This window comes from Klebsiella sp. G-Nf4 (assembly GCF_002810615.1).
Taxonomy (GTDB): Bacteria; Pseudomonadota; Gammaproteobacteria; order Enterobacterales; family Enterobacteriaceae; genus Klebsiella; species Klebsiella variicola.
The window spans coordinates 45,024-63,048 of record NZ_PION01000006.1; the positions used below are offsets into that span (position 1 = coordinate 45,024).

The window sequence follows — 18,025 nt, forward strand, 5'->3', positions numbered from 1 at the left end:
TCGTCGAAAACATCGCTAAGATTAAATGACTCATCGGTTCTGCATGTCAGGATCTTTTCTGACGAACCCAGGCCTTAATAACGTTAAGATTAACACGAAGTCACCGCAACAGCGGACATGAGTTACGAAAGCTTGCAATTATATACTCAATGGATTTCGAGTTGTAAGAAGGCAGCAGGGCTGTGACCCCCGGCGCGCGCGTTATGCCCGCGTCAGGTAAGCAGGCGCAGCCGGCGCATCTGCAACTTGAAAGGCGACGAGTATAGCCGTAGCCACCACTGTTGTCTTTAAGATTCAGGAGCATAGTGCATGGAGTTCAGTGTAAAAAGCGGTAGCCCGGAGAAGCAACGGAGCGCCTGTATCGTGGTCGGCGTCTTTGAACCACGTCGCCTCTCCCCCATCGCCGAACAGCTCGATAAAATCAGCGACGGCTACATCAGCGCCCTGCTACGTCGCGGCGAGCTGGAAGGCAAACCTGGCCAGACGTTATTGCTGCACCATGTGCCAAACATTCTGTCTGAGCGCATTCTGCTGATTGGCTGCGGTAAAGAGCGTGAGCTGGATGAGCGTCAGTATAAGCAGGTCATCCAGAAAACCATCAACACCCTGAATGATACCGGCTCAATGGAAGCGGTCTGCTTCCTGACCGAGCTGCACGTCAAGGGCCGCAACAACTACTGGAAAGTTCGCCAGGCCGTTGAAACCGCCAAAGAGACGCTGTACAGCTTCGACCAGCTGAAGACCAACAAAAGCGAGCCGCGTCGCCCGCTGCGTAAAATGGTCTTTAACGTGCCGACCCGCCGCGAGCTCACCAGCGGCGAGCGCGCCATTCAGCATGGCCTGGCGATCGCCGCCGGCATCAAAGCGGCGAAAGATCTTGGCAACATGCCGCCGAACATCTGTAACGCCGCCTATCTGGCTTCCCAGGCGCGTCAGCTGGCTGACACCTACAGCAAGAACGTCATCACCCGCGTGATCGGCGAACAGCAGATGCGCGAGCTGGGGATGAACTCCTATCTCGCCGTCGGCAATGGTTCGCAGAACGAGTCGCTGATGTCGGTCATCGAGTATAAAGGCAACCCGTCTGAGGACGCGCGCCCTATCGTGCTGGTCGGTAAAGGCCTGACCTTCGACTCCGGCGGTATCTCCATCAAGCCTGCCGAAGGCATGGACGAGATGAAATACGACATGTGCGGCGCCGCGGCGGTGTACGGCGTGATGCGGATGGTTGCCGAGCTGCAGCTGCCGCTGAACGTCATCGGCGTGCTGGCGGGCTGTGAAAACATGCCTGGCGGTCGCGCCTATCGTCCGGGCGACGTCCTGACCACCATGTCCGGCCAGACGGTGGAAGTGCTGAACACCGACGCCGAAGGCCGCCTGGTGCTGTGCGACGTGCTGACCTACGTCGAGCGCTTCGAGCCGGAAGCGGTTATCGACGTCGCAACGCTGACTGGCGCCTGCGTGATTGCCCTCGGCCATCATATCACCGGCCTGATGTCGAACCATAACCCGCTGGCCCATGAGCTGATCGGCGCCTCCGAACTGGCGGGCGACCGCGCGTGGCGTTTGCCGCTGGCCGACGAGTTCCAGGATCAGCTGGAGTCCAACTTTGCCGATATGGCGAACATTGGCGGCCGTCCTGGCGGCGCGATCACCGCTGGCTGCTTCCTGTCGCGCTTCACCCGTAAGTACAACTGGGCGCACCTCGACATCGCCGGTACCGCCTGGCGTTCCGGCAAGGCCAAAGGTGCAACCGGTCGTCCGGTAGCGCTGCTGTCGCAGTTCCTGCTCAATCGTGCGGGTTTTAACGGCGAAGAGTGATTGCCGTCTGATGCCCGGTGGCGCTACGCTTACCGGGCCTACGGAAAGATGCCGTTTGTAGGCCGGGTAAGCGTAGCGCCACCCGGCTTTGCATTTAAATCCACGACAAGAAGCCCCATATATGAAGAATGCAACGTTCTACCTTCTGGACAACGAAAACACCGTCGAAGGCCTGAGCGCCGTCGAGCAGCTGGTGTGTGACATTGCCGCAGAACGTTGGCGCAACGGCAAGCGCGTCCTGATCGCCTGTGAAGATGAGCAGCAGGCTATTCGCCTCGACGAGGCGCTGTGGTCGCGGCCGCCGGAAAGCTTTGTGCCGCATAATCTGGCGGGAGAAGGCCCGAGAGGCGGTGCGCCGGTGGAGATTGCCTGGCCGCAGAAACGCAACAGCAGCCCGCGGGACATTCTGATCAGTCTGCGGCTTAACTTTGCAGATTTTGCCACCGCTTTCACAGAAGTGATAGACTTTGTCCCTTACGAAGAAAATCTGAAACAACTGGCGCGCGAACGCTATAAAGCGTACCGCATGGCTGGTTTCAACCTGAACACGGCAACCTGGAAATAATGGAAAAGACATACAACCCACAAGATATCGAACAGCCGCTTTACGAGCACTGGGAAAAGCAGGGCTATTTCAAACCGAATGGTGATGAAAGCCAGGAGAGCTTCTGCATCATGATCCCGCCGCCGAACGTCACCGGCAGTTTGCATATGGGTCATGCCTTCCAGCAAACCATCATGGATACCATGATTCGCTACCAGCGCATGCAGGGCAAAAACACCCTGTGGCAGGCCGGTACCGATCACGCGGGTATCGCCACCCAGATGGTGGTTGAGCGTAAGATTGCCGCGGAAGAAGGGAAAACCCGTCACGACTACGGCCGCGATGCCTTCATCGACAAAATCTGGCAGTGGAAAGCGGAATCCGGCGGCACCATTACCCGCCAGATGCGCCGCCTCGGCAACTCCGTGGACTGGGAGCGCGAGCGCTTCACCATGGACGAGGGGCTTTCCAATGCCGTGAAAGAAGTCTTTGTTCGCCTGTACAAAGAAGATCTGATTTACCGCGGTAAACGCCTGGTTAACTGGGACCCGAAACTGCGCACCGCCATCTCCGACCTCGAAGTGGAAAACCGCGAATCGAAAGGTTCCATGTGGCACATCCGCTACCCGCTGGCCGATGGCGCGAAAACCGCTGACGGTAAAGACTACCTGGTGGTCGCCACCACCCGTCCGGAAACCCTGCTGGGCGATACCGGTGTGGCCGTTAACCCGGAAGATCCGCGTTACAAAGATCTGATTGGCAAATTCGTGGTGCTGCCGCTGGTTAACCGCCGCATTCCCATTGTTGGCGACGAACACGCCGACATGGAAAAAGGCACCGGCTGCGTGAAAATCACCCCGGCGCACGACTTTAACGACTACGAAGTGGGTCGTCGTCATCAGCTGCCGATGATCAACATCCTCACCTTTGACGGCGACATCCGTGAAAGCGCGGAAGTCTACGACACCAAAGGCAATGAATCCGACGTCTACTCCAGCGAGATCCCGGCGGAGTTCCAGAAACTGGAACGCTTCGCGGCGCGTAAAGCCGTCGTCGCGGCGGTTGACGCCCTCGGCTTGCTGGAAGAGATCAAACCGCACGACCTGACCGTCCCTTACGGCGACCGCGGCGGCGTGGTTATCGAACCGATGCTGACCGACCAGTGGTACGTGCGCGCGGACGTGCTGGCCAAGCCGGCAGTAGAAGCCGTTGAGAATGGCGACATTCAGTTCGTGCCGAAGCAGTACGAAAACATGTACTTCTCCTGGATGCGCGATATTCAGGACTGGTGTATCTCCCGTCAGCTGTGGTGGGGTCACCGCATCCCGGCATGGTATGACAACGACGGCAACGTCTACGTGGGCCGTACTGAAGACGAAGTGCGTCAGGAAAACAACCTGAGCGCCGACGTTGCGCTGCGTCAGGATGAAGACGTTCTCGATACCTGGTTCTCCTCCGCGCTGTGGACCTTCTCCACCCTCGGCTGGCCGGAAAACACCGACGCCCTGCGTCAGTTCCATCCGACCAGCGTGATGGTGTCCGGCTTCGACATCATCTTCTTCTGGATCGCCCGCATGATCATGATGACCATGCACTTCATCAAAGATGAAAACGGCAAGCCGCAGGTACCGTTTAAGACCGTCTACATGACCGGTCTGATCCGCGACGACGAAGGCCAGAAGATGTCCAAATCCAAGGGTAACGTTATCGACCCGCTGGATATGGTTGACGGCATCACCCTGCCGGAGCTGCTGGAGAAACGTACCGGCAACATGATGCAGCCGCAGCTGGCGGAAAAAATCCGCAAGCGTACCGAGAAGCAGTTCCCGAACGGCATTGAGCCGCACGGCACCGACGCCCTGCGCTTCACCCTGGCGGCGCTGGCCTCTACCGGCCGCGACATCAACTGGGATATGAAGCGTCTGGAAGGTTACCGTAACTTCTGCAACAAGCTGTGGAACGCCAGCCGCTTCGTGCTGATGAACACCGAAGATCAGGATTGCGGCTTCAACGGCGGCGAGATGGTGCTCTCCCTGGCCGACCGCTGGATCCTCGCGGAATTCAACCACACCGTGAAAGCGTATCGCGAAGCGCTGGATAACTTCCGCTTCGATATCGCCGCCGGCATCCTGTACGAGTTCACCTGGAACCAGTTCTGCGACTGGTACCTGGAACTGACCAAGCCGGTGATGAACGGTGGCAGCGAAGCAGAGCTGCGCGGGACGCGTCATACGCTGGTGACCGTGCTGGAAGGTCTGCTGCGCCTGGCGCATCCGATCATTCCATTCATCACCGAGACCATCTGGCAGCGCGTGAAAGCGATCTGCGGTATCACCGCCGACACCATCATGCTGCAGCCGTTCCCGCAGTACGATGCTTCTCAGGTCGATGAAGCAGCGCTGACCGACACCGAATGGCTGAAACAGGCGATCGTCGCCGTGCGTAACATCCGTGCGGAAATGAACATCGCCCCGGGCAAACCGCTGGAACTGCTGCTGCGCGGCTGCAGCAAAGATGCCGAGCGTCGTGTGAACGACAACCGCAGCTTCCTGCTGAACCTGGCGCGTCTGGAAAGCATTACCGTGCTGCCTGCCGATGATAAAGGTCCGGTCTCCGTGACCAAGATTATCGACGGCGCCGAGCTGCTGATCCCGATGGCGGGCCTCATCAATAAAGAAGATGAGCTGGCGCGTCTGGCGAAAGAAGTGGCCAAAATCGAAGGTGAAATTGGCCGCATCGAGAGCAAGCTGTCCAACGAAGGCTTTGTCGCCCGCGCGCCGGAAGCGGTGATCGCTAAAGAGCGCGAGAAGCTGGAAGGCTACGCGGAAGCGAAAGCGAAGCTGATTGAGCAGCAGGCGGTGATCGCCGCGCTGTAATTGCTCGCGGCTGTCATTGCTCGCGATAAAAAAAGGCCGGAGCTTGCTCCGGCCTTTTTACATTACAGGAACGGCAGCATCGGAAAAAAACCGCCGCACAGTTTGTCAGATACCGTCGGCTGCGGTGGCGCCGCGGGCTGCAGATCGAGCGAATCGAGCTCACCGACCATCGTCGTGTTTTCAGCAATATAGCGCAGCAAATCAATCTTAAACCAGGGATAGGCCAGCCCCAGCGTCATCGGCGTGAGAAACGTCAACGCCAGTAAACGCGGAGTAAGACCGAAAAACGTCAGGGTGGAACGAAAATGAACGCTGTCCCCCAGCACCAGGTTATTCATCGCGTGATTACGTAAAGCCACACGAAGGTATGCCATGGATAATACGATACCGATAGTGAGGAATACATATCCCCCTAATACCGCCCCAAGATGCCGCAATGCCATAAACAGTGCCGAACCTTCACTGCACAGACCAAACATACAGCCCGTCAGCAGTTGAGCGAATGCGGAAAATAAAAAGCCAATAAAAATGACGATAAACGGCAACAAAATCGCCGTTGCCCATAAAAAAATCACCACACAACGCTTAGTACTCACATAAATATTAAATTTATTTTTGCCTAAGGTTGCGCCTTTGCCGATGAGATCAAGCCAGTGGCTGTAAACCACACCGCTGGTTATAGCCATAATAACCAGCGCCAGCAAAAACAGCACAACGATCCCCAGCAGCATGCTATTTAGGCCATTGTAAAAGGGACGACTCCCCAGCATGGCGAACACCACCGCCGTTAGCACGTATATCAGCAAGGGTAAGCCGAGCATAATCCACCACCCGCGCAGCAGATGACACTGAACCCCAAAGCGAATATTCGCGAAAGAGGTCATGGTGGCATGGTAGCTTAACCCCTTAATTATCATTACCGGCAGCAGGATAAGAAATGCCAGTGTCTCCAGCCCTTCGCTACCGGGAGAGAAAATGGCAAGCGCTAAGCTGAGTAAAAGCAGCACGACAAATATCAACAGCCAGCTGAGTAAAATCGTGATACCGCGCCCGTGATAGGCAAAGCGGGCGCCATTAACCTCCATATTCTCACAAAGATAACGGCGACTCCGTACCCATGCCCATGGAATAAATAACCCACAAGTTATTACAGAAAAAATAATATTAACCAGACAAATAATAAAATAGCGCCCGGCCTGACCATGAAAAACAAAAGAATGGCCAGAACGCTGCAATTGTCCTGAAATCATACTCATAAAAAAGTCGTCCTTGTACTTTAAAACATATATAAAAATAATAAATAATGCGCATCGGCATTAAGCGAGCAGAATATATTATTTTGAATTTTCCCGGCAATACATTTCACGCGCACCTTGCGCCTGTAAACGAATAATGGTATTAAAGAAATGTATGGTTATTTAAGCTAAAATTGAGTGATTCTATGAATCTTGCCGCGCCACAGACCTTTACTTTACGCCGTATCGCGGTACAGGATAACGCTGCGATAGCGGCCGTCATCCGCCAGGTATCGGCAGAATATGGCCTGACCGCCGATAAAGGCTATACGGTCGCCGACCCGAATCTCGATGAACTGTATGAGCTGTACAGCCAGCCGGGCTCTGCCTATTGGGTGGTGGAGAAAGAGGGTGAAGTGGTTGGCGGCGGTGGCGTCGCGCCGCTCGCCTGCAGCGAGCCGGATATCTGCGAGCTGCAGAAAATGTATTTTATGACCAGCGTCCGCGGCCAGGGGCTGGCGAAGAAGCTGGCGCTGTTGGCGCTGGACTACGCCCGCGAGCAGGGGTTTAAACGCTGCTATCTGGAAACCACCGCCTTCCTGACGGAAGCGATCGGCTTATATGAACATCTCGGCTTCGAGCACATTGACGGGCCGCTGGGTTGCACCGGCCACGTTGACTGTGAAGTACGGATGCTGAAAACGCTTTAACGCCTCGATATCGCAGGTGTCCCCGGTAGCGTTACGCTTACCGGGGCTACAGTTCGGTAGCCCGGCTAAGCGTAGCGCGAGCCGGGGGATGTCCCGTGCTCGCGGTGCCGTTTTTTTGTCGGGTGGCGGCTAACGCCTTGCCCGACCTACGGCCCGTACCATTGCGAGCTGAAGCTCTCAACGCTATCTCTCTCCCCATGGCTACTGAAACTGCCGGTGTTAGTGGCTACCGGGGCTACAGGGCCCGAATACCGAGGGTTACGCCGCTACCGGCACACCGCTGTGAAAGCGGAACTCGGCCTCCGGCCTGAGGATCAGCGCCGCTTCCGCCTCGCCAAGCTGGCGCACCCGCTCGCTAATATCGTCTCCGGCAATCTTCTGCGCCAGATCCAGATAGTCCTGATAGTGACGCGCCTCGGAGCGCAGCAGCGACAGATAAAACTTCTGCAGCTCGTCATCCAGCCACGGCGCCAGCGCCGCAAAGCGTTCGCAGGAGCGGGCCTCGATATAAGCGCCGCAGATCAACTTATCGATCAGCATCACCGGCTCGTGCGAACGCACCTCCCGCCGCATGCCGCGGGCATAGTTGCTGGCGGTGATTTTGACGTAGGGGATATCGCGCGCCAGCATCATCTCCCGCACCTGCCAGAAGTGATGTAGCTCCTCTTTAATCAGCAAAATCATGCTGTCCAGCAACTGGCGGCCCCACGGGTCGTCGGTCTGCGGCATGGCGCTTTTGTTGATCCGCTTATGCAGGGCGACGAAATCCGGCTCCGGCCCCCAGCGGTAGGTGAAGTCTTCATACGGCTTCAGGCAGGCCAGCAGCTCGTCGGCGTCGGCTTTATCAGCCACGTAGCGACGCACCAGCAGCATGGCGTTCTGCGCCGCTTTCAGTTCGCACACCATATGGTCGGTCAGCAGCAGCGGCAGGTTTTCCGGCTTGCGAGCTTCGTCAATCCACGCCTGCGGCGTCGGGCAGTGCAGGAAGTTGATAATCGGGGAGAGTATCTGCGGGTAATCCATGGAGGTTCCTTGCTATACGGCGGCAGGCGCCGCCGTATCCATCTGCGACTTAGTGACGAACACCATCGTCGTCTTCATCGACAAAATCTTCGTCATCGTCGCCGTCTTCTTCACCGTTCGGGTCCTCATAGTAGGTGCCCCAACCGTCATACTCGACGTCATATTTTTCTGCCAGCGTCATCAGCTGTTCTACCTGGGCATCGATCAGGTCTGCGTTCAGTGCGCATTCGCTCAGAATATCGCAGCAGATGACCATGTCACCCTCTTCCACTTCCAGCTCTTCGGGCTCGGTCACTTCATAGCCCAGCTTGAACGCTTCCACCGCCACTTTCTCCAGGGTTTCGAAATCGTCTGCAGAGAGGTGATGCTCAATCGTGTACAGTGCGTCCGGATCGCTGCCATCCTCCAGCAGCTCTTCGATAATCAGACGCGTCTCTTCACGCTGTTCTTCCAGGTGTTCCGGGTTTGCCATGGCTCGTTCCTCATAATGTGCGGCAGTTGTCCCTATTGTCACATACCGCCGTCATTGCCTCCACTTCTCAGTGAAAGATTTCGATCACAGACTTGCAAATGAATATTCATACATATAAATTGAATTTTAATTCAATTAGTGGCCTATGCCAGGTGAGGGAACCATGTCTGCGTTTTACCAGAAGCATTTTTTAAAGTTACTCGATTTTACGCCTGCAGAAATCACCGCCCTGCTCGAGCTGGCGGCAAAGCTCAAAGCCGATAAGAAAAACGGTATCGAAGTCCAGAAACTGGCAGGGAAAAACATCGCGCTCATCTTCGAAAAAGACTCAACCCGTACACGATGCTCTTTCGAAGTTGCCGCATACGACCAGGGCGCCCGCGTGACCTATCTGGGGCCAAGCGGTAGCCAGATTGGCCATAAAGAGTCGATCAAAGATACCGCCCGCGTGCTCGGGCGGATGTACGATGGCATTCAATATCGCGGCCACGGCCAGGAGGTGGTGGAGACGCTGGCGCAATACGCCGGCGTGCCGGTGTGGAACGGCCTCACCAACGAGTTCCACCCCACCCAGCTGCTGGCGGACCTGCTGACGATGAAAGAGCACCTGCCGGGCAAGGCCTTTAACCAGATGACGCTGGTCTACGCCGGCGATGCGCGCAACAACATGGGCAATTCGATGCTCGAAGCCGCAGCGCTGACCGGTCTGGATCTGCGCCTGGTAGCGCCATATGCCTGCTGGCCGGAGTCTCAGCTGGTGGAGACCTGTACGGCACTGGCCAAACAGCAGGGTGGCAACATCACCCTGACGGAAGATATCGCCGCGGGGGTGAAAGGCGCCGATTTTATCTATACCGACGTCTGGGTCTCGATGGGCGAGGCGAAGGAAAAATGGGCCGAACGTATCGCCCTGCTGCGCGATTATCAGGTTAACAGTGCGATGCTGGCGCTGACCGGCAATCCGCAGGTCAAGTTCCTCCACTGCCTGCCGGCATTCCACGACGACCAGACCACGCTGGGCAAACAGATGGCCGCCGATTACGGCCTGCACGGCGGCATGGAAGTGACTGACGAGGTGTTTGAGTCGGCGGCGAGCGTGGTGTTTGACCAGGCGGAAAACCGGATGCATACCATCAAAGCGGTGATGGTGGCGACGCTGGGTAAGTAGCCCTTCGCTTGTGGCCACATCCCGGATAGCACGGCGCTTATCCGGGATTCGGCTCACCATTTTACGCCATCAACATCTTCACTACCGCTTTGCGCACCTTCGCCGGGGCGCCTACGGCGCACAGCGGTTTATGCACTTCACCGGGATAAAACACCACAAAATCCCCTTCGTTGAGGATCACCGTTTTCTCCTGCTGGCCTTCGGCAAGAAAAGCGATGTCTTTCTCCGCCAGCCAGTCGGTCTGTGGCTCTCCTGCCGGTAAGGCACTGAAAGTCATCCCCTCGATGCCGCGGAGCACAATCTGGATATCGAGATAGCGGGCATGATATTCCGCCCGGCGCGCGGCCTGCGGCTCAGTGGTATCTTCGGAAATCAGATAAAACAGGTTATTGCCGTCGATATCGTGTTTACCCAGCGGCGTCGCCTCGTTGACATGGGCGATGACGTGCTCAATGGCCTCGCGCAGCGCGGCAGGCAGCCATGGCTGCAGATGGTGGATATTGCCAATAATCATCACTTACCTCGAATATAAAACAGCATTTCATTTTACTGCTTTATACCCCCATTGCCACTGCCATACCAGTACAGTTTCACGGTTCTTTGCGCTGGCGCACTTTTCTGCAGGCAAACGATTACCTGTTTGTGAATGAATCGCTTGATCGTCATAACGGTCTGCGTATAATGCCAGTCGTTTTGCCGGGAGGAAGCATGGCCAATTGCGTACGACATTCTGTCTTAGCGCGTCTGAACGCAGACGCTGGCCTGGCGTTTTTCTTTCCGTTGCTCATTGGATTCCCGAAGCCCCTTATTTAAGGGGCTTTTTTTTTGCCCAGGCGTCAGGAGATAAGCATGGCTAACCCGCTATATCAAAAACATATCATTTCCATAAACGATCTCAGCCGCGAAGACCTCGAACTGGTGCTGGCGACTGCGGCAAAGCTGAAAGCCAATCCGCAACCCGAGCTGCTGAAGCATAAGGTTATCGCCAGCTGTTTCTTTGAAGCCTCGACTCGTACCCGTCTCTCTTTTGAAACCTCGATGCACCGTCTGGGTGCCAGCGTGGTCGGCTTTTCTGACAGCGCCAACACCTCGCTGGGCAAAAAAGGGGAAACCCTGGCGGATACCATCTCCGTCATCAGCACCTACGTTGATGCCATCGTGATGCGTCATCCGCAGGAGGGCGCCGCGCGCCTGGCGACCGAATTTTCCGGCGGCGTGCCGGTGCTGAACGCCGGCGACGGCGCCAACCAGCATCCGACCCAGACCCTGCTCGATCTGTTCACCATTCAGGAGACCCAGGGCCGCCTCGAGAACCTCAACGTGGCGATGGTCGGCGACCTGAAGTATGGCCGTACCGTCCACTCCCTGACCCAGGCGCTGGCGAAATTCAGCGGCAACCGCTTCTACTTCATCGCCCCGGACGCGCTGGCCATGCCGCAGTACATCCTCGATATGCTGGATGAAAAAGGTATCGCCTGGAGCGTGCATAGCGCCATCGACGATGTGATGGCGGAAGTGGATATTCTGTACATGACCCGCGTGCAGAAAGAGCGTCTGGATCCGTCGGAATACGCCAACGTGAAAGCGCAGTTCGTCCTGCGCGCCGCCGACCTCGAAGGGGCGCGCGCCAACATGAAGGTGCTGCACCCACTGCCGCGCATTGACGAAATCACCACCGATGTCGATAAAACGCCGCACGCCTGGTACTTCCAGCAGGCCGGCAATGGCATCTTCGCCCGCCAGGCGTTACTGGCACTGGTACTGAATAGCGAGCTGGCACTGTAAGGGGGAAATGAGAGATGACACACGACAATAAACTGCAAGTAGAAGCCATTAAACGCGGCACCGTGATTGACCATATCCCGGCGCAGGTCGGCTTTAAGCTGCTCACCCTGTTCAAACTGACCGAAACCGACCAGCGTATCACCATCGGCCTGAACCTGCCCTCCGGTGAGATGGGCCGTAAAGATTTAATTAAAATCGAAAATACCTTCCTCACCGACGAGCAGGTCAACCAGCTGGCGCTGTACGCCCCGCAGGCGACAGTAAACCGCATTGATGAGTACGAAGTGGTGGGCAAATCCCGCCCGAGCCTGCCGGATCGCATTGACAGCGTGCTGGTCTGCCCGAACAGCAACTGTATCAGCCACGCCGAACCGGTTTCTTCCAGTTTTGCAGTGAAAAAACGCGCTGATGACATCGCACTCAAATGCAAATACTGTGAAAAAGAGTTTTCTCATTATGTGGTGCTGGCCAACTAAATGCGGTTGGTATTGGTGGTAGGCCTCCCTATAATGGCTACCACCCTACGCTTCGTCCTTCAGGCGGCGTCTGCGCCGGCGGCACAGCGCTTACCCTCTGGCGGCAACCTGAATGATTTTGCGTAACATTACTCAGTTCATCTGGAGATAACATGAGCAAAACTATTGCGACGGAAAATGCACCAGCAGCAATTGGCCCATACGTTCAGGGCGTTGACCTGGGCAGCATGATCATCACCTCTGGCCAGATCCCGGTCGACCCGAAAACCGGCAGCGTCCCGGAAGACGTGTCCGCGCAGGCGCGCCAGTCGCTGAACAACGTGAAAGCGATCGTTGAAGCTGCAGGCCTGACCGTTGGCGACATCGTCAAGACCACCGTTTTCGTGAAAGATCTCAACGATTTCGCTACCGTTAACGCCACCTACGAAGCGTTCTTCACCGAGCACAATGCCACCTTCCCGGCGCGCTCCTGCGTGGAAGTCGCACGTCTGCCGAAAGACGTGAAGATCGAGATCGAAGCCATCGCGATCCGTCGCTAATCGCTTCACTGCCCTCACCCCAGGCGCTTGCGTCATCCACGGGGTGGGGGAATTACCCTATTTTATCTTCGTTGCCCGCAACAGTTTCTCCAGCGGATAGACCGCCGCAATCACCAGTTCATCCTGGGTTTTCGCCGCACTATCCAGTTGCGCCTGAATGGAGGCGTACTCTTTATCGTCCAGCGTTCCCTGCCGTACCACCAGATCGGTCAAGCGCAGCCCCAGACTCGCCAGCTTATCAACCTGCTGCACAATGGGTTTCATCGCTGCCAGCTGATAGTTGCCGTCGGTCAGCGCCAACGCATCGCCACTGTTGTTCTGCCAGCGGGTAAAGACGTGGCGCAGCGCATCAGCGCTCTCAGTGTCTTCGGCATCGCTGATCAGCCGCTCCGCCCACTGATTCAGGCTGCGTACAGTATCGCTCTCCGCCGGTAGCGCATCGGCCAGCCGGTTAAGCGGTTCGAATTGATGATAATTGTTCGCCTGGAACTTCAGGTGCTGGCGGGTGTAGTAGTGCGCTGGCTCCAGCGCCTCGGCGAGGATCTGCAGCGCCAGCGTATGGCCGCTGTTCGCCAGCCGGGTGAACTGCTCCAGTTGCTGGGCATGTTGCTGCAAGCCGACGGAGACCGTTGACCAGCTATCCATCGCCTGCAGGCGCTGATACATATTGTCGCTGTCTTTGACGTCCTCGGCCGACCAGAGCCGCTCCGCCACCGCAAAAGCCCGCGGCCACAGCTTGATGTCGATCACCGGCGCGGCGACGTTCTCCGCCCACAGCGCCGCCTCACCGCCGAGCAGATTCTTCTGTTGCTGCGCGTCGGGCAGCGTCGGCTGAATGCCCTCCGGCACAGCGTCCAGCCGCTTGCCGTCAACCGGATAGCGCGTGTTGCCGAGGAGGAAGTAGCCGCCGAGCGTGTCGTCGTTAATGGTCAGCACCGGGCGGGTTTCCCCCATCCAGGTATCGACGCGGAATGTCACCTGATTGTCGCCCAGCCATTCGATATCCTGCACCGCGCGGCGTGATTTACCTTTAAAATCAATAAATCCGCGCCAGCCGCTATCGCCTTTTACCAGCGTAAAGCTGCCCTCTACCGCGCTGCCCTTCAGGCGCGACATCGAAAACTGCCAGCTCTGAGCGCTGTCGCTATCAGTTATCGTATCCACACCGTTGAGCCCCTGCGGAATAATTTCATTACGATAGTGATAAGCGGTGTACTGCGGCTGATCGAGATAAAAACCGGTGGAGAGAATGCCGCGATAGCCGTGTTTAGCGACGTCGCCCAATGCGTCCTGCCCCTGCCACGACTGGATCAGAATGCTCTTCGGCAAATCAGGATGGTAAATCTCATCCCAGCCGACCATCTGCCGGTGATGTTTTTCGAGTAGCGTCTCCAGCCGCCGGTTGAAGTACGCCTGCAGCGCGTGGCTGTCCGCCAGCCCCTTCTCTTTGAGGAATTTCTGGATGGCCGGATTGGCGCGCCACTGGCTGTCATCCACTTCATCGCCGCCAATATGCAGATACGGATCGGGGAAGATAGCCGTCAGTTCGCTGACCATCGCCTCGGCAAAGGCGTAGGTCGCTTCTTTCGTCGGATCGAGTACCGGTTTCAGCACGCCCCAGTGGCGCTCCATCGCGTAAGGCCCCGGCGCGCTCATCAGTTCCGGATAAGCCACGGCGATCGCCGAGGCGTGTCCCGGCATATCGATTTCCGGCACCACGCGAATGCCGCGTTCGGCGGCGTAGCGCACGATATCTTTCATCTGCGCCTGGGTATAAAACAGGCCGTCGCTGGCCTGCTGCTGCAGCTTCGGATAGCGGCTGGAGGCGAAACGCCAGCCCTGATCGTCGGTCAGATGCCAGTGCAGCACGTTAAGCTTTGCTGCCGCCATGCCATCAATCTGCCTTTTGAGCGCCGACAGCGGCATAAAGTGGCGGGCGGAATCCAGCAGCAGTCCGCGCCACGGAAAGCGCGGCGCATCATCAATAGTGACGTAAGGAATAGTGGTGCCGTCAGGGCCGTTTTGCACCAGCTGCAGCAACGTTTCCATGCCGCGCAGCGCGCCAAAACGCGTATTCGCTTTCAGGGTAGCGCCCTCAGCGTTAACCTCGAGCTGATAGCTTTCGTCGCTATCCGGCTGCGGCAGGAAAGGCACTTTCTTACTGACGATAACGTTAATGGTTGGGCTTTTCGCCGGCGCCGTCTGCGGCTGTAGCGTCCAGCCCGTTTGCCGCGCAAGGCGTTCTCGCCAGCGGTTAGCCGCCTCGCCCAGATCGTCGCCGCTGACGTTGAGCGTTAGCTGATTATTTAGCGCCAGCGCCCCCTGCGCCTGCGGGCGCTCCACATGGGCGGGCCACGGCATCAGCGGCAGATCGCCGGCCGGGGCGGCAAGCGCCATGCTGCTCAGTACTATTCCGCTGGTTAGCAGACTGTAACGCACGGTGTTAAGCATCAATGTTCCTTTTTATGACGGGCCAAAAAAAAGCAAAACATTGGGTTAACATGCGCACAAAATTGCGTCAACACATGGCGATGACGGACTTCACAACTTGATGAGATTTAAGAGAAATACCGGTAAGCCCCTCTGCCGAACGGCAAAGGGGCGAAACCATTACTGCCAGCCGTAGCGACGGCTGTAGAACCCTTTGACGGTTTGGGTCAACACCATGTAGCCCGCCAGGATCACCACCAGCCACGGGAAGTAGCTCAGCGGCAGCGCCTGCAGCTGCAGGTAGCCCGCCAGCGGCGAGAACGGCAGCGCAATGCCCACGGCCATCACCACCAGCGTCATGGCGAACAGTGGCCACGCGGCGCGGCTCTGAACGAACGGAATACGCCGGGTGCGGATCATGTGCACAATCAGCGTCTGCGACAGCAGCCCTTCAATAAACCAGCCGGACTGGAACAGAGTCTGCATCTCCACGGTATTGGCGTGGAACACCCACCACATCAGGCCGAAGGTGAGGATATCGAAAATCGAGCTGATCGGTCCGAAGAAGACCATAAAGCGCCCGAGATCGGCCGGGTTCCAGCGCTGCGGTTTACGGATCTGCTCATCATCGACGTTATCGAACGGGATCGCCACCTGGGAGACATCGTACAGCAGGTTCTGAATCAACAGGTGCAGCGGCAGCATCGGCAGAAACGGCAGGAAGGCGCTGGCCACCAGCACGCTAAAGACGTTGCCGAAGTTGGAGCTGGCGGTCATTTTGATGTACTTGAGCATGTTGGCGAAAGTGCGGCGGCCTTCGATCACCCCCTCCTCCAGCACCATCAGGCTTTTTTCCAGCAGAATGATATCCGCCGCCTCGCGGGCGATATCCACCGCGCCATCAACCGAGATGCCAATATCCGCCGCGCGTAACGCTGGGGCGTCGTTGATGCCGTCGCCCATAAAGCCCACCACGTGACCTTCGCGTTTCAGCAGCGTCACGATGCGCTCTTTATGCAGCGGCGCCAGGCGCGCGAACAGCGTAGTGCGTTTCGCCAGCGCTGCCAGGTCGTCGTCGCTCATGGCTTCAATCTGGCTGCCAATCACCACTTCGCCCGCATCCAGCCCCACTTCATGGCACACCTTCGCCGCCACCAGTTCGCTATCGCCGGTGAGGATTTTCACCGTGATGCCGCTGGCCTTCAGCGCCTTCAGCGCCGGGGCGGTGGTCTCTTTCGGCGGATCGAGGAAGGCGATATAGCCTTCGAGGATCAGGTCGGATTCATCGGCGCGCTGGTAGTCGCCTTCGCGCGCCGGCAGGTATTTGGTCGCCACCGCCACCACCCGCAGTCCCTGACGGTTCAGGGTATCGGTCACCCGGCGGATGCGGCGCAGCATGGTGTCGTCCAGCGGTACGATTTCGCCGTTATAGCGCACCTGAGTAGAGACGTTGAGGATCTCCTGCAGCGCCCCTTTACAGATCAGCTGATGCGCGTCGTCCTGCTCTTTCACCACCACCGACATGCGGCGGCGTTCGAAGTCGAACGGGATCTCATCCACCTTTTGCCAGCGCTCTGCAAGGCCGCGGGCGGCCTCTAGCTCCACCCCTTCCAGCACCGCGGTATCGAGCAGGTTTTTCAGCCCGGTCTGGTAATGGCTGTTGAGCCAGGCGGTATGCAGCACTCTCTCGCTGGACTTCCCGGAGACATCGGTGTGGTTCTCCAGCACGATCTTGTCCTGAGTCAGGGTGCCGGTTTTATCGGTGCAGAGAATATCCATCGCACCAAAGTTCTGAATGGCGTCGAGGTGTTTGACGATCACTTTTTGTTTCGACAGCTTCACCGCCCCGCGCGCCAGCGTCGAGGTGACGATCATCGGCAGCATCTCCGGCGTCAGGCCGACCGCCACCGACAGCGCGAACAGCGCCGCTTCCCACCAGTCGCCTTTGGTGTAGCCATTAATCAACAGCACCACCGGGGCCATCACCAGCATAAAGCGGATCAGCAGCATGCTGACCCGGCTGATGCCCTTCTGGAAGGCGTTCGGTTCGCTCTCCTGCTCGCTGACGCGCCCGGCCAGCTGGCCGAACCAGGTGTTGCCGCCGGTGGCGTAGACGATGGCCTGCGCCGAGCCGCTCACCACGTTGGTCCCCATAAAGCACAGGGTGTCGCATTCCAGCGGGTTCTGCTGCAGCGGGTCGCGACTGCGCGCGACTTTCTCCACCGGCAGCGATTCGCCGGTCAGCGAGGCCTGAGCGACAAACAGATCGCGTGCCTGAATAATGCGCAGGTCCGCCGGGATCATATCTCCCGCCGACAGCTTGACGATATCTCCTGGCACCAGTTGGTCGATGGGCAGTTCAAGCCAGCGGCTCTCTCCCTGCTCGTTCACCACCCGCAGCACCGTGGCGGTATTGCTGACCATCGCCTTTAGCGCATCCGCCGCTTTGGTCGAGCGCGCTTCCTGGATGAAGTTAAGCAGCGTCGAGATGCCGACCATCAGCGCGATAACGCCCGCGGCGAACAGATCTTCGGTGGAATAGGAGACGATGCCGAGCACCGTCAGCAGCAGGTTGAACGGGTTGCGATAGCAGGTCCACAGATGCACCCACCACGGCGAGGGCTTCTGCGCCGGGATCTGGTTGTCACCATGTTTGAGGATCTTTGCCGCCACTTCGCCTTCATTGAGCCCTTCAGGGTGGCTGTCAAAGGCGCGCCAGATCTCCTGGTCATCCATCGCCGCAACGTCCAGGCAGCGCTTGCCGAGCGAGTCCGGGATCGGCACGCTGGTCAGGTTACGGGCATCAGGCAGCGGATCGCGCTGGACCAAACGGCGTGGCAGATGGCGGCTAAGCTGCGCGAACAGCTGCCGGGTATAATTCTTCAACATAAACAGTCCCTCCGCGCTCGCGCGAGCGAACGCAGCGTTGCCAACAGGCGTAGCAAA

17 protein-coding genes are annotated in these 18,025 nt (G+C 57.7%); 11 read left to right on the forward strand and 6 right to left on the reverse strand.

What is annotated here, in order from left to right; translation table 11 throughout:
• Positions 1 to 309: 309 nt before the first annotated feature.
• The 3 genes from pepA (at position 310) to CWM57_RS13655 (ending at position 5,241) form a co-directional block, all read left to right on the forward strand.
• Positions 310 to 1,821, forward strand: a complete 1,512-nt coding sequence (gene pepA, locus CWM57_RS13645) for a leucyl aminopeptidase (RefSeq protein ID WP_008807121.1) — start codon at positions 310 to 312, stop codon at positions 1,819 to 1,821.
• A gap of 121 nt (positions 1,822 to 1,942) precedes the next feature.
• Complete coding sequence (gene holC / locus CWM57_RS13650; RefSeq protein ID WP_008807122.1) at positions 1,943 to 2,386, forward strand: DNA polymerase III subunit chi; 444 nt, start codon at positions 1,943 to 1,945, stop codon at positions 2,384 to 2,386.
• Positions 2,386 to 5,241, forward strand: coding sequence for a valine--tRNA ligase (locus CWM57_RS13655; protein ID WP_074387236.1), 2,856 nt, complete (start codon positions 2,386 to 2,388; stop codon positions 5,239 to 5,241). Before holC ends, CWM57_RS13655 begins: the two co-directional genes overlap by 1 nt.
• A gap of 62 nt (positions 5,242 to 5,303) precedes the next feature.
• On the opposite strand, the gene CWM57_RS13660 is transcribed toward CWM57_RS13655, so the two are convergent.
• Complete coding sequence (locus CWM57_RS13660; protein ID WP_100676152.1) at positions 5,304 to 6,497, reverse strand: YjgN family protein; 1,194 nt, start codon at positions 6,495 to 6,497, stop codon at positions 5,304 to 5,306.
• A gap of 185 nt (positions 6,498 to 6,682) precedes the next feature.
• Between CWM57_RS13660 and CWM57_RS13665 the strand changes: the two genes are divergently transcribed.
• A complete protein-coding gene (locus tag CWM57_RS13665; RefSeq protein ID WP_061155958.1) occupies positions 6,683 to 7,186 on the forward strand; it encodes a GNAT family N-acetyltransferase in 504 nt (167 codons plus the stop codon).
• Between the two features lie 258 nt (positions 7,187 to 7,444).
• Here the strand turns inward: CWM57_RS13665 and miaE are convergent, their stop codons facing one another.
• Together miaE and rraB are read right to left on the reverse strand one after the other, a co-directional pair.
• Entirely contained in the window at positions 7,445 to 8,209 is a 765-nt protein-coding gene (miaE, locus tag CWM57_RS13670) for a tRNA isopentenyl-2-thiomethyl-A-37 hydroxylase MiaE (protein ID WP_100676151.1), read from the reverse strand.
• Between the two features lie 49 nt (positions 8,210 to 8,258).
• Positions 8,259 to 8,681 (reverse strand): ribonuclease E inhibitor RraB, encoded by a 423-nt coding sequence (gene rraB, locus CWM57_RS13675; RefSeq protein WP_008807126.1) that lies wholly within the window; start codon positions 8,679 to 8,681, stop codon positions 8,259 to 8,261.
• 98 nt (positions 8,682 to 8,779) lie between these two features.
• Here rraB and argL point away from each other — a divergent pair, with 98 nt between their 5' ends.
• Together argL and argF are read left to right on the forward strand one after the other, a co-directional pair.
• Positions 8,780 to 8,875, forward strand: a complete 96-nt coding sequence (argL, locus tag CWM57_RS28430; RefSeq protein WP_370736902.1) for a putative translational regulatory protein ArgL — start codon at positions 8,780 to 8,782, stop codon at positions 8,873 to 8,875.
• On the forward strand, positions 8,845 to 9,849 hold the full coding sequence (gene argF / locus CWM57_RS13680) for an ornithine carbamoyltransferase (protein ID WP_100676150.1): 1,005 nt from the start codon (positions 8,845 to 8,847) through the stop codon (positions 9,847 to 9,849). The genes argL and argF overlap by 31 nt, the downstream gene beginning before the upstream one ends.
• A gap of 61 nt (positions 9,850 to 9,910) precedes the next feature.
• Here argF and CWM57_RS13685 read toward each other — a convergent pair whose 3' ends face one another.
• Positions 9,911 to 10,363 carry a YhcH/YjgK/YiaL family protein gene (locus CWM57_RS13685; RefSeq protein ID WP_061155962.1) on the reverse strand — a complete coding sequence of 151 codons (453 nt, stop codon included), beginning with the start codon at positions 10,361 to 10,363 and terminating at the stop codon, positions 9,911 to 9,913.
• Between the two features lie 194 nt (positions 10,364 to 10,557).
• Between CWM57_RS13685 and CWM57_RS13690 the strand changes: the two genes are divergently transcribed.
• From CWM57_RS13690 to ridA, 5 genes are all read left to right on the forward strand, one after another.
• Positions 10,558 to 10,662: a pyrBI operon leader peptide gene (locus tag CWM57_RS13690; RefSeq protein WP_012969080.1), complete on the forward strand. Its 105-nt coding sequence runs from the start codon at positions 10,558 to 10,560 to the stop codon at positions 10,660 to 10,662.
• Entirely contained in the window at positions 10,637 to 10,696 is a 60-nt protein-coding gene (locus CWM57_RS28325) for a pyrBI operon leader peptide (RefSeq protein ID WP_227650304.1), read from the forward strand. The genes CWM57_RS13690 and CWM57_RS28325 overlap by 26 nt, the downstream gene beginning before the upstream one ends.
• A gap of 2 nt (positions 10,697 to 10,698) precedes the next feature.
• On the forward strand, positions 10,699 to 11,634 hold the full coding sequence (gene pyrB, locus CWM57_RS13695; RefSeq protein ID WP_100631254.1) for an aspartate carbamoyltransferase: 936 nt from the start codon (positions 10,699 to 10,701) through the stop codon (positions 11,632 to 11,634).
• 14 nt (positions 11,635 to 11,648) lie between these two features.
• Complete coding sequence (gene pyrI / locus CWM57_RS13700) at positions 11,649 to 12,110, forward strand: aspartate carbamoyltransferase regulatory subunit (RefSeq protein WP_100676149.1); 462 nt, start codon at positions 11,649 to 11,651, stop codon at positions 12,108 to 12,110.
• Positions 12,111 to 12,262: 152 nt separating this feature from the next.
• The gene (gene ridA, locus CWM57_RS13705) at positions 12,263 to 12,649 is read left to right on the forward strand and encodes a 2-iminobutanoate/2-iminopropanoate deaminase (RefSeq protein WP_061155965.1); all 387 of its coding nucleotides are present in this window, start codon (positions 12,263 to 12,265) and stop codon (positions 12,647 to 12,649) included.
• A gap of 57 nt (positions 12,650 to 12,706) precedes the next feature.
• Here ridA and CWM57_RS13710 read toward each other — a convergent pair whose 3' ends face one another.
• Both CWM57_RS13710 and mgtA read right to left on the reverse strand, forming a co-directional pair.
• On the reverse strand, positions 12,707 to 15,100 hold the full coding sequence (locus CWM57_RS13710) for a beta-N-acetylhexosaminidase (protein WP_100676148.1): 2,394 nt from the start codon (positions 15,098 to 15,100) through the stop codon (positions 12,707 to 12,709).
• Positions 15,101 to 15,259: 159 nt separating this feature from the next.
• Entirely contained in the window at positions 15,260 to 17,968 is a 2,709-nt protein-coding gene (mgtA, locus tag CWM57_RS13715; protein ID WP_074387242.1) for a magnesium-translocating P-type ATPase, read from the reverse strand.
• Between the last annotated feature and the right edge of the window lie 57 nt (positions 17,969 to 18,025).